This is a genomic window from Aliidongia sp. (assembly GCF_035943795.1).
In the GTDB taxonomy this organism is placed as follows: domain Bacteria; phylum Pseudomonadota; class Alphaproteobacteria; order ATCC43930; family CGMCC-115725; genus Aliidongia.
This window is the reverse complement of record NZ_DASZBY010000085.1, coordinates 59,631-78,530: the sequence shown is the minus strand read 5'-3', so window position 1 is coordinate 78,530 and position 18,900 is coordinate 59,631. Positions and strand designations below refer to the sequence as shown.

General features: G+C 66.7%; 17 protein-coding genes. 5 read left to right on the top strand and 12 right to left on the bottom strand.

What is annotated here, in order from left to right:
• Positions 1 to 7: 7 nt before the first annotated feature.
• Positions 8 to 790: an IclR family transcriptional regulator gene (locus VGV37_RS15585; RefSeq protein ID WP_326880609.1), complete on the bottom strand. Its 783-nt coding sequence runs from the start codon at positions 788 to 790 to the stop codon at positions 8 to 10.
• A gap of 113 nt (positions 791 to 903) precedes the next feature.
• On the opposite strand from VGV37_RS15585, the gene VGV37_RS15580 reads away from it, so the two are divergent.
• Together VGV37_RS15580 and VGV37_RS15575 are read left to right on the top strand one after the other, a co-directional pair.
• Entirely contained in the window at positions 904 to 1,731 is an 828-nt protein-coding gene (locus VGV37_RS15580; RefSeq protein ID WP_326880608.1) for a phytanoyl-CoA dioxygenase family protein, read from the top strand.
• A gap of 72 nt (positions 1,732 to 1,803) precedes the next feature.
• Positions 1,804 to 3,078: an MFS transporter gene (locus VGV37_RS15575; RefSeq protein WP_326880607.1), complete on the top strand. Its 1,275-nt coding sequence runs from the start codon at positions 1,804 to 1,806 to the stop codon at positions 3,076 to 3,078.
• 9 nt (positions 3,079 to 3,087) lie between these two features.
• On the opposite strand, the gene VGV37_RS15570 is transcribed toward VGV37_RS15575, so the two are convergent.
• The 3 genes from VGV37_RS15570 to VGV37_RS15560 are packed head-to-tail and all read right to left on the bottom strand — an operon-like array spanning position 3,088 to position 5,212.
• Positions 3,088 to 3,447, bottom strand: coding sequence for a VOC family protein (locus VGV37_RS15570; protein ID WP_326880606.1), 360 nt, complete (start codon positions 3,445 to 3,447; stop codon positions 3,088 to 3,090).
• A gap of 11 nt (positions 3,448 to 3,458) precedes the next feature.
• Positions 3,459 to 4,082, bottom strand: a complete 624-nt coding sequence (locus VGV37_RS15565; RefSeq protein ID WP_326880605.1) for a glutathione S-transferase family protein — start codon at positions 4,080 to 4,082, stop codon at positions 3,459 to 3,461.
• Positions 4,079 to 5,212 (bottom strand): diaminopropionate ammonia-lyase, encoded by a 1,134-nt coding sequence (locus VGV37_RS15560; protein ID WP_326880604.1) that lies wholly within the window; start codon positions 5,210 to 5,212, stop codon positions 4,079 to 4,081. The genes VGV37_RS15565 and VGV37_RS15560 overlap by 4 nt, the downstream gene beginning before the upstream one ends.
• A gap of 114 nt (positions 5,213 to 5,326) precedes the next feature.
• Here VGV37_RS15560 and VGV37_RS15555 point away from each other — a divergent pair, with 114 nt between their 5' ends.
• The 3 genes from VGV37_RS15555 (at position 5,327) to VGV37_RS15545 (ending at position 9,593) form a co-directional block, all read left to right on the top strand.
• The gene (locus VGV37_RS15555) at positions 5,327 to 5,797 is read left to right on the top strand and encodes an Lrp/AsnC family transcriptional regulator (RefSeq protein WP_326880603.1); all 471 of its coding nucleotides are present in this window, start codon (positions 5,327 to 5,329) and stop codon (positions 5,795 to 5,797) included.
• A 78-nt stretch (positions 5,798 to 5,875) separates the two neighbouring features.
• Positions 5,876 to 8,335: a PAS domain-containing protein gene (locus tag VGV37_RS15550; RefSeq protein ID WP_326880602.1), complete on the top strand. Its 2,460-nt coding sequence runs from the start codon at positions 5,876 to 5,878 to the stop codon at positions 8,333 to 8,335.
• A gap of 463 nt (positions 8,336 to 8,798) precedes the next feature.
• On the top strand, positions 8,799 to 9,593 hold the full coding sequence (locus VGV37_RS15545; protein ID WP_326880601.1) for a PA3611 family quorum-sensing-regulated virulence factor: 795 nt from the start codon (positions 8,799 to 8,801) through the stop codon (positions 9,591 to 9,593).
• A gap of 208 nt (positions 9,594 to 9,801) precedes the next feature.
• On the opposite strand, the gene VGV37_RS15540 is transcribed toward VGV37_RS15545, so the two are convergent.
• From VGV37_RS15540 to lptF, 8 genes are all read right to left on the bottom strand, one after another.
• The gene (locus VGV37_RS15540) at positions 9,802 to 10,269 is read right to left on the bottom strand and encodes a YbaK/EbsC family protein (RefSeq protein ID WP_326880600.1); all 468 of its coding nucleotides are present in this window, start codon (positions 10,267 to 10,269) and stop codon (positions 9,802 to 9,804) included.
• 16 nt (positions 10,270 to 10,285) lie between these two features.
• Complete coding sequence (locus tag VGV37_RS15535; RefSeq protein ID WP_326880598.1) at positions 10,286 to 10,924, bottom strand: MBL fold metallo-hydrolase; 639 nt, start codon at positions 10,922 to 10,924, stop codon at positions 10,286 to 10,288.
• A gap of 24 nt (positions 10,925 to 10,948) precedes the next feature.
• Positions 10,949 to 11,806 (bottom strand): 16S rRNA (adenine(1518)-N(6)/adenine(1519)-N(6))-dimethyltransferase RsmA, encoded by an 858-nt coding sequence (rsmA, locus tag VGV37_RS15530; protein ID WP_326880597.1) that lies wholly within the window; start codon positions 11,804 to 11,806, stop codon positions 10,949 to 10,951.
• Positions 11,803 to 12,804 carry a 4-hydroxythreonine-4-phosphate dehydrogenase PdxA gene (gene pdxA / locus VGV37_RS15525; RefSeq protein WP_326880596.1) on the bottom strand — a complete coding sequence of 334 codons (1,002 nt, stop codon included), beginning with the start codon at positions 12,802 to 12,804 and terminating at the stop codon, positions 11,803 to 11,805. The genes rsmA and pdxA overlap by 4 nt, the downstream gene beginning before the upstream one ends.
• Before the next feature lie 8 nt (positions 12,805 to 12,812).
• A complete protein-coding gene (locus tag VGV37_RS15520) occupies positions 12,813 to 14,078 on the bottom strand; it encodes a peptidylprolyl isomerase (RefSeq protein WP_326880595.1) in 1,266 nt (421 codons plus the stop codon).
• A 74-nt stretch (positions 14,079 to 14,152) separates the two neighbouring features.
• Entirely contained in the window at positions 14,153 to 16,528 is a 2,376-nt protein-coding gene (locus VGV37_RS15515; RefSeq protein WP_326880594.1) for an LPS-assembly protein LptD, read from the bottom strand.
• Between the two features lie 7 nt (positions 16,529 to 16,535).
• Positions 16,536 to 17,639, bottom strand: coding sequence for an LPS export ABC transporter permease LptG (gene lptG, locus VGV37_RS15510; protein ID WP_326880593.1), 1,104 nt, complete (start codon positions 17,637 to 17,639; stop codon positions 16,536 to 16,538).
• Positions 17,636 to 18,766 (bottom strand): LPS export ABC transporter permease LptF, encoded by a 1,131-nt coding sequence (gene lptF, locus VGV37_RS15505; RefSeq protein ID WP_326880592.1) that lies wholly within the window; start codon positions 18,764 to 18,766, stop codon positions 17,636 to 17,638. Before lptF ends, lptG begins: the two co-directional genes overlap by 4 nt.
• Positions 18,767 to 18,900 lie beyond the last annotated feature (134 nt).

Genomic DNA, 18,900 nt, shown 5'->3' with positions numbered 1-18,900 from the left:
GACGGTCTCACGCTGTTGCGGCACCGATCTTTTCGGAGATGTCCGCGGCGGCGGCGCGCAGCCGCGCGAGCGTGGGGGCCGGGTCCTTGTCCTGGTCGCGCTGGGGCAGGAAGGGCAGGGTCAGCGCCGCCAGTACCTGGCCGGAATGGTCCTGCACCGGACAGCTCATGTCGACCAGGCCGGTCACCATCTCGCTCGGCGACAGGTCGTAGCCGGCGGTCCGGATGGCGTCGAGGCGTGGGCGGATCGCGTCGACGGCCAGCCCGCTCTCGCGCGCCAGCAGCGCCATGACCTCGTCGCGCCGCCGGTGCTGAAACGCGGCCAGCACGCGCGCCGAGACATAGGGCATGGTGAAAGGGAACAGGGCGCCGAGCTTGACCGACCAGCCCATCTGCCGATCGGACTCGGCCTGGGCCACGGTCAGGAAATGCGGGCCGCTCAGCATGCTGAGATGGCACGACAGGCCGACCGCGGCCGCCAGTTCCTCCATGACCGGCAGGGCCGCCTGCTGCAGGCGGCGCGCCGGCGGATGCTGGGTCGCGAGTTGGAACAGGCGCAGCGACAAGCCGTACTCGCCGGTCTTGGGATCGCGCCCGACATAGCCCCGCTGCTCCAGGGCGCCCAGCATGCGGAAGATCTCGCCGACGGAGCGTCCGACCTTGGCCGCCAGGTTCTTCTGCGAGATGCCGTTGGGCTCGGCCGCCAGTGCCTCCAGCAGGTCCAGGCCCTTTTCCAGCGCCGGCGCGCCCGGGCGACGCAACGCGTCTGCGGCATCGTCCTCAACCGGCATGGTTCTTTCGTCGGCGTTGACAGGGATCTTCATAAGATTCCACACTTGAAATCGTATCGACACATAAGAAAGTCGAACTGCCTGAAATATGCGGCATCGTGGAGGAAATCCCTATGAAAAAGCTGACGACGGAGGCGGTCGATCACTACCGCGCGCACGGTTTCCGGGCCCCGATCCGGGCGATTTCGACGGAAGAGGCCGGCACGCTGCGGCGCGAACTGGAGGCCCACGAGGCCCGGCACGGGCTGCTGAAAGGCCCGATGCGCCACAAGAGCCATCTGCTGTTTACCTGGCTCGACCGGTTGATCCGCCATCCCGGCATCCTCGATGCAGTCGAGGACATTCTCGGTCCCAACCTGCTGGTCTGGGGTTCGTCGTTCTTCACCAAGGAGGCGCATGACCCGGGCTTCGTGTCCTGGCACCAGGATTCGACCTATTGGGGGCTCGATCCGGCCGACATCGTGACCGCGTGGGTGGCGCTCAGCGAGAGCACGGCGGAGAACGGCGCGATGCGCGTCATCCCCCGCAGCCACATGCTGGACCAGATTCCTCATCGCGACACCTTCGCCGAGGGCAACTTGCTGTCGCGCGGCCAGGAGATCGCGGTCTCGGTCGACGAGGCGAGTGCGCACATGCTGGAACTGCAGCCGGGCGAGATGTCGCTGCATCACGTGCGGCTGATCCACGGCTCCGACCCGAACCCTTCAGGCAAGCGGCGCATCGGCTTCGCCATCCGCTACCTGCCGACCTATGTCCGCCAGGTGGTCGGATCCCACGACAGCGCGACGCTGGTGCGCGGCGTGGACGAGTTCCGCAATTTCGAACCGGAGCAGCCGCCCGACGCCGACTTCTCCGAGGCCGCGCGCGCCTTCCACGCCAAGATTACCGGCGACCATCAGCAGATCCTGATGCGCGACACCGGCAGGACCGCCGCGGCGTAAGAGGCGCTGCCGAAGCACGACGAACGGTTCCAAAAGCGACCGGCCCCAAGAGCCGGCATCGGGAGGTACGCCATGTTCGCACGCCTGCGTTGGTTCATCATCGCGCTGCTGTTCGTCGGCGGCGCCATCAGCTATCTCGACCGCGCCGCGCTGTCGATCGCGGCACCGCTGATCGCCAAGGACATGGCGCTCGACCCGTCGCAGTTGGGCATCGTGTTTTCCAGCTTCTTCATCGGCTACGCGCTGTTCTGCTTCGTCGGCGGGCTGGCGTCGGACAAGATCGGTCCGAAGAACGTGTTCACGCTCGCCATGACGGTCTGGTCGATCTTCTGCGGGCTGACCGCGGTCACGGCCGGGCTGTTCTCGCTGTTGGTCGTGCGCGTGGTGTTCGGCATGGGCGAGGGGCCGTTCAGCTCGACCGCGAACAAGCTGGTCAGCAACTGGTTTCCCCGGCGCGAGCAGGCGAGTGCCGTCGGCATGGCCAATGCGGGCCAGCCGCTGGGCGCGGCTCTGGCCGGCCCGGTGGTGGGCCTGCTCGCCGTCTCGGTCGGCTGGCGCCTGTCCTTCGTCGCGATCGCGGCGATCGGCATCGTCTGGACCGTGGGCTGGGTGTGGCTCGCGACCGACCGGCCGCGCGAGCATCGCTGGCTGGCCGACGCCGACCGCCTCGATCTTGCCCGCGCCGACGCCGCGAAGCCCTCGGCGGCCGCCCTGCCGCTCGGCACCTACCTGCGGCGCCCGGCCATCCTGGCGACCGCCTTCGCCTTCTTCGGCTATGCCTACATCCTGTATTTCTTCCTGTCCTGGTTCCCGTCCTACCTGACCATGGCGCAGCACCTGTCGATCCAGAAGATGGGCGTGGTCAACGCCATCCCCTGGCTGGTGGGGTTCGTCGGGCTCGCGTCCAGCGGCTTCGTGTGCGACGCGATCTTCCGCCGCACCGGCAATGCGCTGTTCGCCCGCAAGCTGGTGCTGGTCTGCAGCCTGCTGATCGCCGCGGCCAGCGTGGCGCTCGCCGGCATGGTCGAAGGCGTGGTGCCGGCGGTGGCGCTGATGGCGGTCACGGTGTTCTTCATGTACCTGACCGCCAGCACCTATTGGGCGATCATCCTCGATACGGTCGAAGATGCGCGGGTTGGCGGCGTCAGCGGCTTCGTCCACCTGATCGCCAACCTGGCCGGCATCGTGGCGCCGGCCGTGACCGGCTACCTGGTGCAATGGACCGGCACCTTCACCAGCGCCTTCGCGCTGACCGGTGGCATCGCCGTGCTGGGCGCCGTCTCGGTCGCGTTCCTGGTCAAGGAGCCGCGCGAGGCGGTGGTGCGCAGCGTGGTGGCGGCGGTCTGAGGCAGCGCCTCACCCCGCCTGATGACAGACGAACTCGACCAGCCGTCCGTCCGGATCGCGCAGATAGCCTGCGTAATAGTTCGGATGGACGCGCGGGGCGAGCGCCGGCGCCCGGTCGAGCGGATGGCCGGCGGCGCGGGCGACCTCGTAGACCCGGTCGACCAGCGCGCGGCTGGAGGCCCCGAACGCGAAATGGACGTGGGTCGATGGCTCGCCCGCGACGAAGAACAGGTCGAGGCTGGTGCCGTCGCCATAGCCCTTGGCCGGGCCGTCGACCTTGAGCGAATAGCCGAGCGGGGCCAGCACGTCGCCATAGAAGCGGATGCTGGCGTCAACGTCGCGGGTCTGCAGTTCCAGGTGATCGATCATGGGGGGCTCCGTCAGTCCAATGTTTCGCCGGTGAGCGGCGTCGCCCGCATGGCGGGGCGATCGGTGAAGGCGCGATAGAAGGCGGCGAGGCGCGGGCGCCCCGGCTCGAACGCCGGCAACTCGCGGAAATCGAGCCAGCTCAGCGCCGTGGCGAGCGCGATCCGGCCGACGCACACACCGGGGGCGTCGAGCAGCGCTTCTTCCCGCTCGAGGAAATCGTAGGAGGCGATCAGCTTCGCGGTCTGGCCGTCGCGCATCGCCGGATAGCGATAGGGCTCGGGCCGGCGCACCGTATCGTGGCGCACGGCGATGCCGGCGTCGCACAGGCCCTGGGCCAGCGCCTGGAGCCGCAGGCTGAGGAACCGCGCCGGGCCGGCGGGCGGGATCAAGGTCGGGCCGTCGTGCAGCCCGTCCAGGTATTCGCAGATCACGTTGGAATCGAACAGCACCAGCCCGTCGTCGAGCACGAGCACCGGCACCTTGCCCAGCGGGTTGACCGCGAACACCTCGTCGTTGCGCTGGGTCGGGCTGGTCTCGTGATGCACGACCTGCAGCCGGTCGGCGAGGCCGGCCTCGTGGGCCAGCACCAGCACCTTGCGGGCATAGGGCGAATGGGTCTGGTAGTACAGTTTCATGGCATGTCTCCGGGCGTGAGCGTTTCCGCCGCCTCGGTGCCGATCAGCAGCACGCGGGCGCGGGGATCGAGGGCAAGGGCCCGGCGCCAGGCCGGGTCGGCGCAGGCCGCGATCAGGCCGGCGGCGCCGGTCGCACCGCACGGCGAGACGGGGGCGCCGAGGGTGGCGAGGCGCGATGCCGCCGCTTCGGCCGCCGCATCCGACACGGTCACGAAGCCGTCGGCCAGATGGTCCAGCAGGTGAAGGGCGAGCAGGGACGGCTCCTTGCAATCGAGCCGCCCGAGGCTGGTTGGCGCGCCGGTAATGCGGACCGGCCGGCCGGCGCGGGCGCTTTCCAGCAGGCAGGGCGCCCCGTCCGGCTCGACGACGACGAAGGTGAAATCCTCGCCCCAGCGATCGCGCAGCAGGCCGGCAGCCGCAGCCGCGAGCCCGCCGACTCCCGCCTGGACGAAGACATGGCTCGCCGGGCCGCCGGTCATCTCCAGGGCCTCGGCCGCCTCTTCGATCAATGGGGTGTAGCCGCGCATCACGTCGAGCGGGACCTGGGTATAGCCGGGCCAGGAACTGTCGGACACCAGGTCCCAGCCGTGCCGGGCCGCTGCCGCCGTCGCCGCGGCCATGCTGCCCTCGTAGCTGGCGCCCTCGCGCACCACCGTGGCGCCCTTGGCGCGCAGGGCGGCGGCGAAACGCTCCGGTACGCCCAGGCTCAGGTACACGACGGCCTGGGCGCCGAATACGCGGGCGGCGGCCGCGACCGACAGGCCATGGTTGCCGGCGCTGGCGCACGCGACCGTGATGGCGCGCGCGATCGCCTGGACCCGGGGCGAGCGCAGCTCCTCCGGTGTTGCCGGGCGGCCCAGCGCCGCCGACGCGCGCGCCTGGATCAGCCGCGCAACCGCATAACCGCCGCCCAGCGCCTTGAAGCTGGTCAGCCCCATCCGGCTCCATTCCGCCTTGATCGCGACATGGGCCACGCCCAGCGCCGCCGCCAGGTCGGGCAGCGCCAGCAGCGGCGTGGCGCCGGAGGCCGGGCAGAACCCCAGCAGCGCCCGCACCGCGGCGGCATGGCCGCCGCCGATCAGTTCGCGGTCGGCGGATCGATAGGCGGAACGGCCGGAATTGAGCAACATCGGGAAGCCTCGCGCTGGTGACGAAGGTCATTCTACCTAGGGCGCGCGCGGTTCGGCCGCGTTCATGGCCCCATCACCGTTGCCAATCCGCGAGTTTCGATGGTTTGATGCGGCATGAGCGACGACACCAGCCTCGACGAGTTCGACCGCGAAATCCTGCGCCGCCTGCAGGTCGACGCCCGCGCCACCGGCGAGGAGATCGGCGCCGCCGTGCACCTATCCGCCGCCGCCGTGCAGCGCCGCATCAAGCGCCTGCGCGCGATCGGCGCTATCACGGCAGAGGTCGCGATCGTCGATCCGGCGCTGGTCGGCCAGGCCATGAGCTTCATCGTCGGCGTCGAGCTGGAGCGCGAGCGCGCCGACATGCTGGATGCCTTCCGCCGGGCGGCCCGCGCCGACCCGAACGTGCAGCAATGCTATTACGTGACCGGCGTCGCCGATTTCATCCTGATCGTGGTCGCGCGCGACATGGCGGACTTCGAGGCGTTCACCCGGCGCCTGCTGTTCGACAATTCCAACATCCGCCGCTTCACCACCAGCGTGGTGATGTCGCGCGACAAGGTGGGCAACGTCGTGCCGGTATGAGGGCGCCGTCCTGATTTGAGCCGTTTTCCGACCCGGCGCGTTGACCAGAACGGCGCTGATCCCACGCGAGACCTTCTCATGCCAAGCTCGGCCCCATCCGAATTCCTGAACTGCCCCGGCGAGATGGCCGTGCGCGTCGCCAATTTCGACTGGCCGTCGACCGCACTGGGTCCGATTGCGGAATGGCCGCACAGCCTGAAGACCATCACCGGCTTCCTGATGCGCTCGCCGATCCCGATCGTGCTGCTGTGGGGTCCCGACGGGGTCATGATCTACAACGACGCCTATTCCGTGTTCGCGGGTGCGCGGCATTTCGAGAAGCTGGGCAAGAAAGTGTGCGACGCCTGGCCCGAGGTCGCGGAGTTCAACGCCAACGTCATGCGCGTCGGCCTCGCCGGCGGCACGCTCGCCTACAAGGACCAGGAGCTGACGCTGTACCGCACCGGCCGGGCCGAGCAGGTCTGGATGAACCTCGATTATTCGCCGGTGCTGGGCGACGACGGCATGCCGGGCGGCGTGATCGCCATCGTGGTCGAGACGACCGAGCGGGTGCTGGCCGATCGGCGCATCGCGGCCGAGCAGGAGCAATTCTCGCAGCTGTTCGAACAGGCGCCGACCTTCATGGCCATGCTGCGCGGGCCGCAGCACCGCATCGAGCTGGCCAATCCGGGCTATTTGAAGCTGGTCGGCCATCGCCCGGTCCTGGGCAAGACCATCGCCGAGGCGCTGCCCGACGCGGTCGAGCAGGGCTATCTGGAACTGCTCGACAAGGTCTATGCGAGCGGCGAGGCGTTTTCCGCCGACGCCGCCCCCTACGCGGTCCAGGCGGCGCCGGGCGGCCCGGTCGACCAGCGCAGCGTCGATTTCGTATTCCAGCCGGTGCGCGATTCGTCCGGCACGGTGGTCGGCATCTTCATCGAGGGCGCCGACGTGACCGAGCGCGCGAAAGCCGACGCGGCGCTGCGCGAAAGCGAGGCCCGGCTGCGCGCGCTCAATGCCGACCTGGAGCGCCGGGTGATCGAGCGCACCCAGGCACGCGGCCTGACCTGGCAGGTCAGCCCCGATCTGATGGGCGCGTTGAATGCGCAAGGCTATTTCGAGACCTCGAACCCGGCGTGGCTGACGGTGCTGGGCTGGACCGAGGCCGAGGTCGCCGGCATGTCGATCTTCGAGCTGCTGCACCCGGACGACGTGGCGCGCACGCGCGATGGGTTCGACCTGACCCAGCAGGGGCAGCCGGCGATCCGCTTTCCCAACCGCTATCGCTGCAAGGACGGCAGCTATCGCTGGATCTCGTGGGTCGGCGTGCCGGAAGACGGCATGGTCTATTGCAGCGGTCGCGACATCACCGAGGAAAAGCAGGCCGAGGCCGAACTGGCCAAGGCCCAGGACGCGCTGCGCCAGTCGCAGAAGATGGAGGCGATCGGCCAGCTGACCGGCGGCATCGCGCACGACTTCAACAACCTGCTGGCCGGCATCGTCGGCGCGCTGGAGCTGCTGGAAGCGCGCCTCGCCCAGGGCCGCCTGGGCGGCATCGAGCGCTATATCACGGCCGCCCAGGGCTCGGCCCGCCGGGCGGCGGCGCTGACCCAGCGGCTGCTCGCCTTCTCGCGCCGCCAGACGCTCGATCCGAAGCCGACCGACGTCAACCGGCTGGTGGCCGGGGTGGAGGACCTGATCCGCCGCACGGTCGGCCCGGCGATCGAGGTCGAGGTCGTGGGCGCCGGCGGCCTGTGGACGACGCGGGTCGACCCGTCGCAGCTGGAAAACGCGCTGTTGAACCTGTGCATCAACGCGCGCGACGCCATGCCCGACGGCGGGCGCATCACCATCGAGACCGCCAACAAATGGCTGGACGACCGCGCCGCCGGCGAGCGCGACCTGGCGCCCGGCCAATATATTTCGCTCAGCGTGACCGACACCGGCACCGGTATGACGCCGGACGTGATCGCCCGCGCGTTCGACCCGTTCTTCACGACGAAGCCGATCGGGCAGGGCACGGGCCTGGGCCTGTCGATGATCCACGGCTTCGTCCGCCAGTCGGGCGGGCAGGTGCGCATCTATTCCGAACTGGGCACGGGCACGACCATGGGCCTGTACCTGCCCCGGCTGATCGGCGAGGCCGACGACCCGGACATGCCCGCGGCCGCCCCCGCCGCCGACGCGGGCCATGGCGAGACCGTGCTGGTAATCGACGACGAACCCACCGTGCGCATGCTGATGATCGAGGTGCTGGAGGAGGCGGGCTATGCCACCCTGCAGGCCGGCGACGGCCCGGCCGGCCTGAAGATCCTGGAGTCCGATGCGCGCATCGACCTGCTGATCACCGACGTGGGCCTGCCGCGCGGCATGAACGGCCGCCAGGTGGCCGACGCCGCCCGCGCGACCCGCCCGGGGCTGAAGGTGCTGTTCATCACCGGCTATGCCGAGAACGCCGCGATCGGCAACGGCCACCTGGACGCGGGCATGCAGGTGCTGACCAAACCGTTCGCCATGGCGGCGCTGGGGAACAAGGTGCGGGAGATGATCGAGGGGTAGGGGTGGTTTATCTCCGGGCGGCGGTGGTGAGGCGGGGCGTTGGTCGAGCGTGAACCGTTGAAGGCCGACGCTGCTGGTGGTCATGTAGACCAGACCTCCCGGGTGCCTAAGGCTTCAGATAGGCGTCCGGCGACGCTCTGAAGTCCTCATATTCTGTTCAACGACCTGAATATGGAAAGTCCGGATGATTGTGGCGCATTCTATTTGAGCGTTGAAAATCAGGATTCGCCCCCGACCTTGATGGCCCCCAATGACCCAACCATGATTGGCAGCTATCGACCCGATTAAGGCATGCAGCCGGATTGCGTCGCTCCTCGAAAGCAGCCGTTCACCCTGGTGCGACGGCAACTCTCTCGTGCCATAACCGGCCGGATGAGCATTGTTGATTGAAACTTCTTTCGGTAGAAAATCTTTGAGGTGACGATGATTTTTTAACCCGATCTCACCGGGCAAGGAGAAATCTGTGAAACTCCCGACTGGCATGCCGGAGCGACGCTTTCTGCAAGCATCGGTTTTTTTGCTGATCGCGCCGCTGATTGTGATTCCGGCGGCGCATGCACAGAACGCGCCCGATGTGAACACGATGCCGTTAGACCAGTTGGCCGGCGCTATCGCCCATACGATCGAGACTGGTACGGCACGCTCGCCGGGTGCGCCCATCACTTTTAACGGCACGACTGTCCAGGGCACAAAGGTCGTAATACATTTCGCTGTCAAAGATTCGGCGCTACTTGCGAAGTTGAAAGCAGGGTCTGATCATATACGAGAAGAGATGGCGTCGCATACTTGCCGGAATCCGCAAAGCGCAACTCCGCTGAAGCGAGGAATTTCACTAATCGATCTGTACGAACTCGACGATAAGTCCGACAAACTCGAAATCACGATTGATGCCGCCGCCTGCGATTCGCTCGCTCATGTGACGCCTGCAAGCGCTTCAGAATTGTCTCAATTGGCCAGCCAGGTGGTCAACAAGCTGCGATCTGACGAAGAGAAGACCCAGCAAACTCAAGGGGGCGTGAACCTTAAACAGCTCGAAGCGAAGGATGGAATCGTCGAGGAGCGCTATATTGTTGTGACGCCTGCCTTCGAAAGTTTTTATCGCGCCAATATTCCGCAAACGCAGGCGATGATTAAGGGTTCTGTATGCTTTAAATTTGGTGACAGTGTTCGCCGGGGTTTGCGCCTCCATCTTGTCTATGAGCAGATCGAGACAGGCGTAACGCTTTCCGATTTCAACATCGGCCCATCAGACTGTTGATGGATTGCCGATTAGGCGAGGCAGTGCCGAAGCACTGGAGGGAAATGCGGCGGGGTCAGAGTAGATGTCATCTTATATGACGCTACCTCGGACGGCGCTGCCGGCGTTATGTTTGCCCGCTTCCGCCCCGTGACCGCCTGAAGCGGCCATTCCGCCTTCCATCCACAATTGCCGATCCTGGCTGACCGCGCAATTTCGCTCCCGCCTCTCACCAACCGCCTTCGCACACATCGACCCACGCCGCGCCCACCAGTTCGGCCATCCGGTGAGGGTTGATGCGCACGGCGCTGTTCGTCGAGCCGGCGGCGGGTACCACTTCGTCGAAGGCTTTCAGCGAGACGTCGCAATAGACCGGCAGGGGCGTCGGCAGGCCGAAGGGGCAGACGCCGCCGATCGGGTGGCCGGTGACCGCCACCACTTCCTCCGCGCCCAGCATCCGCACCTTGCCGCCGAACGCGGCCTTGGCCTTCTTATTGTCGAGCCGCGCGTCGCCGCGGGTTACCACGAGGAAGTTCTGCTCGCCGACCTTGAGCGACAGGGTCTTTGCGATCTGTCCGGGGGCGACCCCATGGCCTTCGGCGGCCAAGGCCACGGTCGCGGTGTTCTGCGCCAACTCGATGATGGCGATGTCGGGCGCGTTCGCCGCGAAAAATGCGCGGACCGAGTCGAGGCTCATCGGAGCGAACCCTTCGTCACCGCAGATAAGGATTGGTCGCGCGCTCGTGCCCGATCGTGCTGGTCGGGCCATGGCCGCAGATGAAAGCCATGTCGTCGCTGAGCGGCAGCAGCTTGGTCTTGATGGATTGGAGCAGGGTGGCGGGATCGCCACCGGGCAGGTCGGACCGGCCGATGCTGCCTTGGAACAGCACGTCGCCGACGAGCGCGAAATTCTGGGGTCGATTGACGAACACCACGCTGCCCGGCGAGTGGCCGGGGCAATGCAGGATGTCGAAGGAGACCTTGCCGACCGAAACGCTGTCGCCCTCGTCCAGCCAGCGGTCCGGCGTCACGTTGCGGGCCTCGGGCATGCCCCATTTCAACCCTTGCTCGACGAGCGAACGCAGCAGGAATTCATCCGTCCGATGCGGTCCCTCGACCGGCACCTTCAGCGCCTCCCGCAAGGCTTCGGCGCCGCCTGCATGGTCGATGTGGCCATGCGTCAGCCAGATCCGGTCGACCGTGACGCCGGCCTGGGCGATCGCGGCGTGCACGCGCTCCAGATCCCCGCCCGGGTCGATCACCACAGCCCTCGCGGTGGCTTCGCACCAGAGCAGGGTGCAATTCTGCTGCAGCGGCGTCACCGGAACGATCATGGCGCGGGCGCTCGACATCGGACCTCCTCGGATTGCCTGCGGTTATTGTTCGCCGGCCCCACGCTCGCTGAAGCTGGCGAGCGCCCGGGCGAGCGCGCAGAATTCGATGACGTCCAGTTCCTCGGCCCGCGCGGTCGGTGTGACTCCGGCAAGTTCGATCAGCCGGTCGGTATCGACGCCGAGCGTCTTGAGGCTGACGCGCAGCATCTTGCGGCGCTGGCCGAATGCCGAGGCGGTCACCCGCTCCAGATCCTCGATCCGGGCTTCGGCCAGCGGCTGCTTGCGCGGGATCAACTGGACCACGGTCGAGGTGATCTTGGGCGGCGGGTAGAAGGCACCGGGCGGGATGTCGAAGACCATATCGGCTTCGGCCAGCCATTGGGTCAGGATCGACAGGCGCCCATAGGCCTTGGTGCGGGGCGCCGCGGTCAGGCGCTCTGCGACTTCCTTCTGGAACATCAGCCCGAGAGCGTCATAGGCGGTGGCATTGCGCAGCCAGCCGATCAGCAGCGGCGTCGCGACATTGTAGGGCAGGTTCGCGATGATGCGGCGGGGCGCCGGCACCAGGCTGGACGGATCGATCTCGAGCGCATCGGCAGATTGGATCGTCAAACGGCCGGGATAGGCCGCGGCCAGTTCCTGAAGGGCGGCCACGCAGCGCTCGTCGCGTTCGACAGCCACGACCTGGGCGGCGCCGCCTTCGAGCAGCGCCCGGGTCAGGCCGCCGGGACCCGGCCCGATCTCGACCACATTGACGCCGTCGAGCGGGCCGGTGGCGCGGGCGATCTTGGCGGTCAGCCGCGGATCGAGCAGGAAATTCTGGCCGAGTTTCCGCTTGGGATCGAGACCGTGCCGGCGGATGACCTCGATCAGGGGCGGCAGCACCGGCGTGTCGCTCATCGTGCACCGGCGCTGCGCGTGCGCGCCATCTGGTCGGCTACGACCAGGGCCGCGATCAGGCTTTCCGGGCTGGCTTTGCCGGTGCCGGCGAGGTTGAGCGCCGTGCCATGGTCCGGTGAGGAGCGCACGAAGGGCAGGCCGAGCGTCACGTTCACGCCGCGCTCGAAATCAATGGTCTTGATCGGGATCAGCGCCTGGTCATGGTACATGCACAGGGCCGCGTCATAGCGCTGGCGGGCGCGGACATGGAACATCGTGTCGGCCGGCAGCGGGCCGTCGACATCGAGTCCCTCGGCGCGCAACCGCGCGATCGCGGGCGCGATGATGTCGATTTCCTCGCGCCCGAAGGCGCCGCCCTCGCCGGCGTGGGGGTTGAGCCCGGAGATCGCGAGCGTCGGACGCGGGATGCCGAAATCGCGCGATAGGGCTGCCGCGGTAATGCGGGCCGCGGTGACGATCTTATCGATGCTCAGATCCTGGATCGCCGACCGCAGCGACTGATGGATGGTGATCGGCACGACCCGGAGGCCGGGGCAGGTCAGCATCATGACCGGAATCGTGCCGGGCCCTGCGAGCGCCGCCAGGAATTCCGTGTGGCCCGGATGGCGGAAGCCGGCTTCGATCAACACCTGCTTCTGGATCGGATTGGTCACGACCGCGGATGCTTCGCCGGAGGAGACCAGCTCGACCGCACGCTCGATCGCCCGGATGACCGCAGGCGCGTTGGTCGCATCGGGCTCGCCCGGAACGACGGGTCCGGCCAGTGGCACCGACAGCACCGGCAGGGCTGTGGCCCAGACGGCTTCGGCCTGGCTGGCGTGGTCGATCACCCCGATCGGCAGGGTCACCCCCAGCGTGCGAGCGAGGATACGGAGCCGATCCGGATCGTCGAGCAGCGCGAAGCAGGGCACTCCCGCGGCCCGGCGGGACCATGCGGCGAACGCGAGCTCGCCGCCGATACCTGCCGGCTCGCCCATGGTCAGGACGAGAGGCGGCATGGCCGGGCTCAGACGCGCAGGTCGATGAAGGCGACCTGGCGCAGATCGCGCAGATAGCCGCGTGCCAGGTTTTCCAGGCGTGCCCGGGTGATGTTGTCCTGGATCCGGTCGCGCGTCTCTTCGACATCGCCGCCCTGGCGCGAGCAGACCATGAAGACGCCGATGCCGTTGCGGACCGGGATCGGATCGGTCGGTGTCGCCACCTTGGCGCCGAGAACCGTCGATCGCACTTCGGCCGGCAGGTCGCTGACCTTGACGTCGCCGATCGGACCCGACAGGTCGGGCGAGACGTCGCGGCCGATCTTGGTCAATTCGCCGCAGCTCTTGGCATCGGCGGTCGCCGCCTTGGCCTTGGCGATCACGCTGGCGCTGTCGCTGCCCTCGGGGATCGGGAACACGACCTGGGTCAGGTTGACCTGCACCTGGCCGGCAGGATCGCTCGGTGCCCGGCGATCGATCAGCAGATAGATGTAATAGCCGCCGGTCAGACGGACCGGACCGATCATCTGGCCCGGCTGCAACTGGGTGATGAGCTTGTCCGCTTCGGGATCGAGCTGGCCGGGCTGGACATAACCGATGTCGCCGCCGATGCCGGCGGTCGAGGATTGCGAGAACTGCCGCGCCACGGCCGGAAAGGGCGCGCCGTGCCGGATCTCTTCCACCAGATGCTGGGCGGTCTCGCGGATCTCGGTATCCTGGCTGGGATTGTCGACCGACAGGTAGATTTCGGCGACCCGGCTCAAGGGCTTGCCGGCATTCGCCTGCTCTTCCTTCAACTGCTCGGAGATTTCCTCGTCGCTGACGATGACCGAATGCATGAAGCGGCGGCGGACCGTCTTGGCCCAGGCGATCTGTGCGGTGATCTGATCGACCATGGTCTGTCGATTGATATTATGGTTCTTCAGAAACGTATCGATGCCGCCCTTGGGCATCTTGTTCTGCTGCTCGATGTTCGACATCGCCTCGGTGACGTCCTGCAGCCCGACCGACACGGTCTCCTTCTTCGCTTCCTGCAGCTCGAGCTTCTCGTCGATCAGCGTGCGCAGAACCTGGGCCCGAACCTGCTGGGTGACGCGCGGATCGGTTTGAAGGTTGGTCGATGCGATGACCAGCCGAACCCGGTCGTCCACGTCGGACATCGATATGACGTCGTCGTTGACGACGGCGGCGATCCTGAACTCCTGGGCATCAACCGAATGGGGCGAGCCGGCGGTCAGAAGCGTGAAGGCCAGAAGGGCGGCGAAGCGGCCGCGAGCACTGCGGAGAAGCTGCAAGGTCAAGTCCCGAATGATCAGACGGTCGCGATAAGGCGACCGGCCGGAGTTGTAACGCGGATCACGGCTCCACGTCACGGCAATGATTCGTTGCCGGCCTGCACGGTCGGCAGGGTGATCTCGCCCAGATTCTTGAACACGAACTGGAACAGCAGGGTCGTGCCGGGCTTGATGTCCCGGTCGCGGATGCCGGACTGGGCGAGCGTTGCGATGAAGGTCAGGCATTCGTCTTGGTATTGGGCGGCGAAGCCCGACGAGACCTGGTTCACGTTGTCGCCGGACAGCTCGCGGGTGGCGCGGGTCGACAGCGTCCAATATTGATCGAGGATATAGCTGAGGCTAAGGCTCAATTCCTGCCGGCGGGTCTGGCCGTCGCGCGGATTGTCGCCCAGCTGGAGGTAGGCCAGCCCCATGCGCAACTGCTGCGGCCCCGCCGCGATGCCCAGTTCCTGATGCTCGGGCCGCAGGTCCTCACGGTCGAAGCGGAACCGGTAGCTGGTTTCGAGGTAGCTCGACGGGCTGTAGCTGAGGCGGCCGACATAGTCGGAATTCTGCCGGTTGATGCCGGTGCCGGAATTGATGGCGAAGGTATTCTGGTAGCTGCCGTTGGTCGCCGGGTTCAGGGTCAGGCCATAGTCGAGCGGCGTCTGGCGTTGGAAGCGATAGCTGGCGCCGATGAGCGCGCGCGCCTTGGCACCGTCGTCGCTGGTCCAGTCGGCCTGGACACCATAGTCGACACGCTGGCCGCCATCGACCTGGTCATAGCCGACCAGCCGGTTCCGCACGAACAGGTCGTTCTCGTTGAAATCGAACGACACGCTGTCGTCGTCCGGGATCTGGGCGGGGTTTTCGCCGACGGGGGCCGCGTAGAACGCCGCCCGCGGCGTGATCACCAGGGTCGAATGCTCGCTCTGCCGGACGAACGGGTCGCGCCATTCGAGGCCGATCTGCGGAAAGACGCGCCCGACGGAATCGTTGCTGATCTGCTGATGCGCCACGCTCGACTGGCCGGCGACGGTGGTGAGCACGCCGGTCCCGAGAATCGGCTGGTTGCTGACCGAATAGGCATCGCCGCGCACGCCGGCCACGAAATTCCAGGCGCTGCCGTCGCGCGTGATCCAAGGCAGGTTGAATTCGCCGCCGGCCGAGACGCGCCTGCTGTTCGGCCCGGTCTCGCGGATGATGTTGGCGACGTCGACGTTGGTGGTGAAATGCCCGCCCCAATTGGTCGGCCGGAAATCCCAGGTATAGTCGCCGAGCGGCAGCACGTAGGCCTGGCTGCGGTCGCTGACCCCCAGGCGCAGGGACTGGAAGCTGTAGGCATAGACCGAGCCGTAGTTGCGGCCGTCGAAATTCTCGACATTGGCGTCGGAGGTCAGGAAGTTCTCGCTGCCGCCGAAATGGTAGAGCCGCTCGTAGGTCTGATCGGTCGTGCGGCGAATGGCCCAGCCGGTGCGCCAATTGTCGTCGAGATCGAACTCGCCGAACGACGCGATGTGGCCGCGGACCTGGTCGTGCGCCGTGGTCGGATCGGCGGCCGTTCCGCTGACCGTGTCGGCATCGGTGATGCTCGCCCGCGTATCGATGAAACCATTGCCGAAACGCTGGCGATATTCGCCCGACAGGTCGACGCCCTGGCGCGACGTGATCATCGGCGTCAGGGTCAGGTCCTTGTCCGGCGCCAGGACCCAGTAGTAGGGCGCGGTGAAATTGAAGCCCAGCGTGTTGGACGAACCGAGCGACGGCGGCAGAAAGCCGCTCGCCCGCTTCACCGACGGGTCGGGATGGGAGAAATAGGGCGAATAAAGCACCGGATAGCCGCCCATATCGAGCGTCACGTCCTCGTATTCGACTTTCTGCTCTGCCTTGTCATGGACGATCCTCGCCGCTTTCAGCTGCCACAGCGGCGGCTGGGTCGGATCGTCCTTGCAGAGATCACACGGGCTGTAGACGCCCCGCCGGATTTCCGTGCGGTTGCCGTCGGTCCGCCGTCCGGCATTGCCTGCGAGGCGCGAACGGTCGGACATCAGGATGCCGATGTCCTGGATGAAGCCCGCCCGCATGGAATCGGTCAGCTCGACATAGTTGCCGAACACCACGTCGCCGGTTTCCTGCAGCATGCTGACATGCCCGGACGCGGTTACCGTGTCGGTGCGCTGGTTGTAGCTGACCGTATCGGCCAGCAGGGTGCGGTTGCCCTGGGAGATCTCGACGTTGCCGCGGGCGATCACCAACCCAAAGTCGTTGTCGTAATTGACCTCGTCGGCGCTGAACAGCACCGGGACCGGCTGGCCGTCCGGTGCCGCCGGCTTTCCGCCGTCGCGGGCGAAGGCCGACAGATCCGCGGCGAAGCCGATGGCGCCCAGGCCGACCCCCAGAAGAACGGCACGCGCGACCCGTCGGCGCGCGCGGAGGTTGCCTGAAACGAACGTCTGAACCCGATGGCGCATGAAGAACTCAGCCGTCCTCGAGATGGAGCAGAAGGGTGACACCCAGCAATGTGCTGATCCCGAACGGCGTCCAGGCGGCCAGAGCCACCGGGATGGTCGATGAGAGACCCAGGGCGAATACCACATCCGTCAGGAAATACAGCAAGAAGCCGGCGGCGACCCCGCCGACGACCATGGAAGTGGTCCCGCCGCGCCGCTGCATGCGGAGGGAAAAGATCGCGGCGATCAGCACCATAGCGCATAGCAGGAAAGGACGCGCCAGCAGAGAATCGAAATAGAGCTTGTGGCGCTGCGCCGAGAACCCGGATTTTTCCAGAAGGTCGATGAAGCCGGGCAGCGCCCAGAACGACATCGTGTCGGGAGTGGCGAAGCTGTCCTCGATCTTGCGCGGCGTGAGATTGGTCGCGACCGTGATCTCGTCCAGGTGCTGCGACTCGGGCTTACGCTCCGGCCGCCATTCCCAGGCATCCTTCACATGCCAGTGCCCCTCGTCCAGCACCGCGGATTTCCCGTCGATCCGGCGCAGCATCCGGTCGCCGTCGCGGAAGAAATACAGCGTTACCCCGTCGGCGGTCATGTCCGTCGGATTGAGGTGCTGGGCATGGATGACCGCCTGGGTGCCGGTCGCGTCGCTTTGCCGGAGCCACAGGCCCGAGGGCGACAGCAGCAGCGAGTCCGCCTGCCCCTTGAGCAGTCGCGCCTCCATCTGCTTGAAGGTCGCCTGGAGCGAGGAGGCCAGCGGGTTAAACATCGTCACGCCCACCGCGCCGATCAGGAACGCGATGGTGATCGATGGCATCAGGAATTGCCAGACCGACACGCCGGCCGCGCGCGCCACGATCAGTTCCTGGCTGCGCGTCATGCGCGACAACGCGAAGATGCTGCCGAACAGCACGGCAAACGGCATGACCTGCTGGGCGGTATAGGGCAATTGCAGCGCCGCCATCTTGAGCAGCATGCCCATCGTGATCTCGGGATGGGCGGCCGCCCGGCGCAGCAGTTCGACCAGGTTACCGACGAAGATCAGCAGCAGGATCATGACGAACGTGCCGGTGAACCAGACCAGGAACTGGCGGGCGATATAGCTGAACAGCGTGGTGGGGAAACTCATGCGGCCGCCTCGCTCGCCGAACCGGACGGCGCGCGGCGCCGCAGGATCCGATGGCTGTACAGCACCAGGCCCAATCCGATGGCGGCCGGCAGCAGCACGTTCAGATACATCAGCGGAATGACCGCCGGGTTCCGGTTCGCCAGGTTGGTGAAGCTGATCGACATCGCCTCGAGGCCCGCGACGATTGCGAAGGCGACGAGGACCCGCTTGGTCTGGCCGCGCCGGTTGAGCTCGCCGGTCAGGAGGGCCGCAAGGGCGACCAGGATGAAGGTCATGCAGTAGAGCGGGCCCAGGAACCGGTTGTTGCCCTCGACCAGCAGATGGGCGCGCAGGACGGGGTCGTTGTCGGCGTCGGTGGGAAAGAACAGGTCCGGGATGAACCGTTCTTCCGCCTGCAGCATCCGGGCGCCGGGGGCGTCGCGGAACTGGTTGAGGTCGAGGCTGTAGCGGTCGAAGGTCAGCACTTCCTGCTGCTGCTTGTCCGCGTCCCACGCCTGGCGCGTCCCGTTGATCATCAGGACGCGCGGCGTATTGTCGACCTGGACGATCAGCCCCTGTTCGGCGGTGAGCGTGATCGGCTTGCTCTTGTCGCGGCTGTCCTGGATCAGCAGCCCCTCGAGCCGGCCAGCGGTGTCACGCGCGCGGACATAGATCGTCAGCGTGTCGGACACGGTGTTGAACGTGCCTTCCTGCAGCAGCACCGAGGCGATCTGGTTGTGGATCTGGAATTCCAGATCCTTGAACGCGTTCTTCGATGCCGGCAGGAAATAGACCGACATGGTCAGCATCGCAGCGACGCCGAGTCCGCCCAGGATCAGTGCCGGCCGCGCCAGACCGTTCTGGCTGAGCCCGCAGGCACGCATCACCACCAGTTCGCTGTCGCTCACCATCTTGTTGTACGAGAACAGCACGCCGACGAAGCAGCCGATCGGCAGGGTGAGCGCCAGCATCTGCGGCAGGCTGAGGACGGCGAGTTCGACGAACAGCCCGATGCCGACACCCCGGTTGACCACCAGATCGACCAGTTTCAACGACTGGATCAGCCACGAAGCCGAGGTGAGGCCCAGCGTGACGAACAGTGTGGCCCCCGCACATTGGCGGAAGATGTAGCGGGTTAGGCGGTTCATGACGGCGGCGAGTATACAAAGCCGATTCCGGCAAAACCTAGGCCGAATTGCGCATGGGGCGGCTGACCGGCAATTTCTCGATCCCCGATGAGGCGCGCCGCAACCAGCGTTCACGCCCCGGTGGCGATATCGGC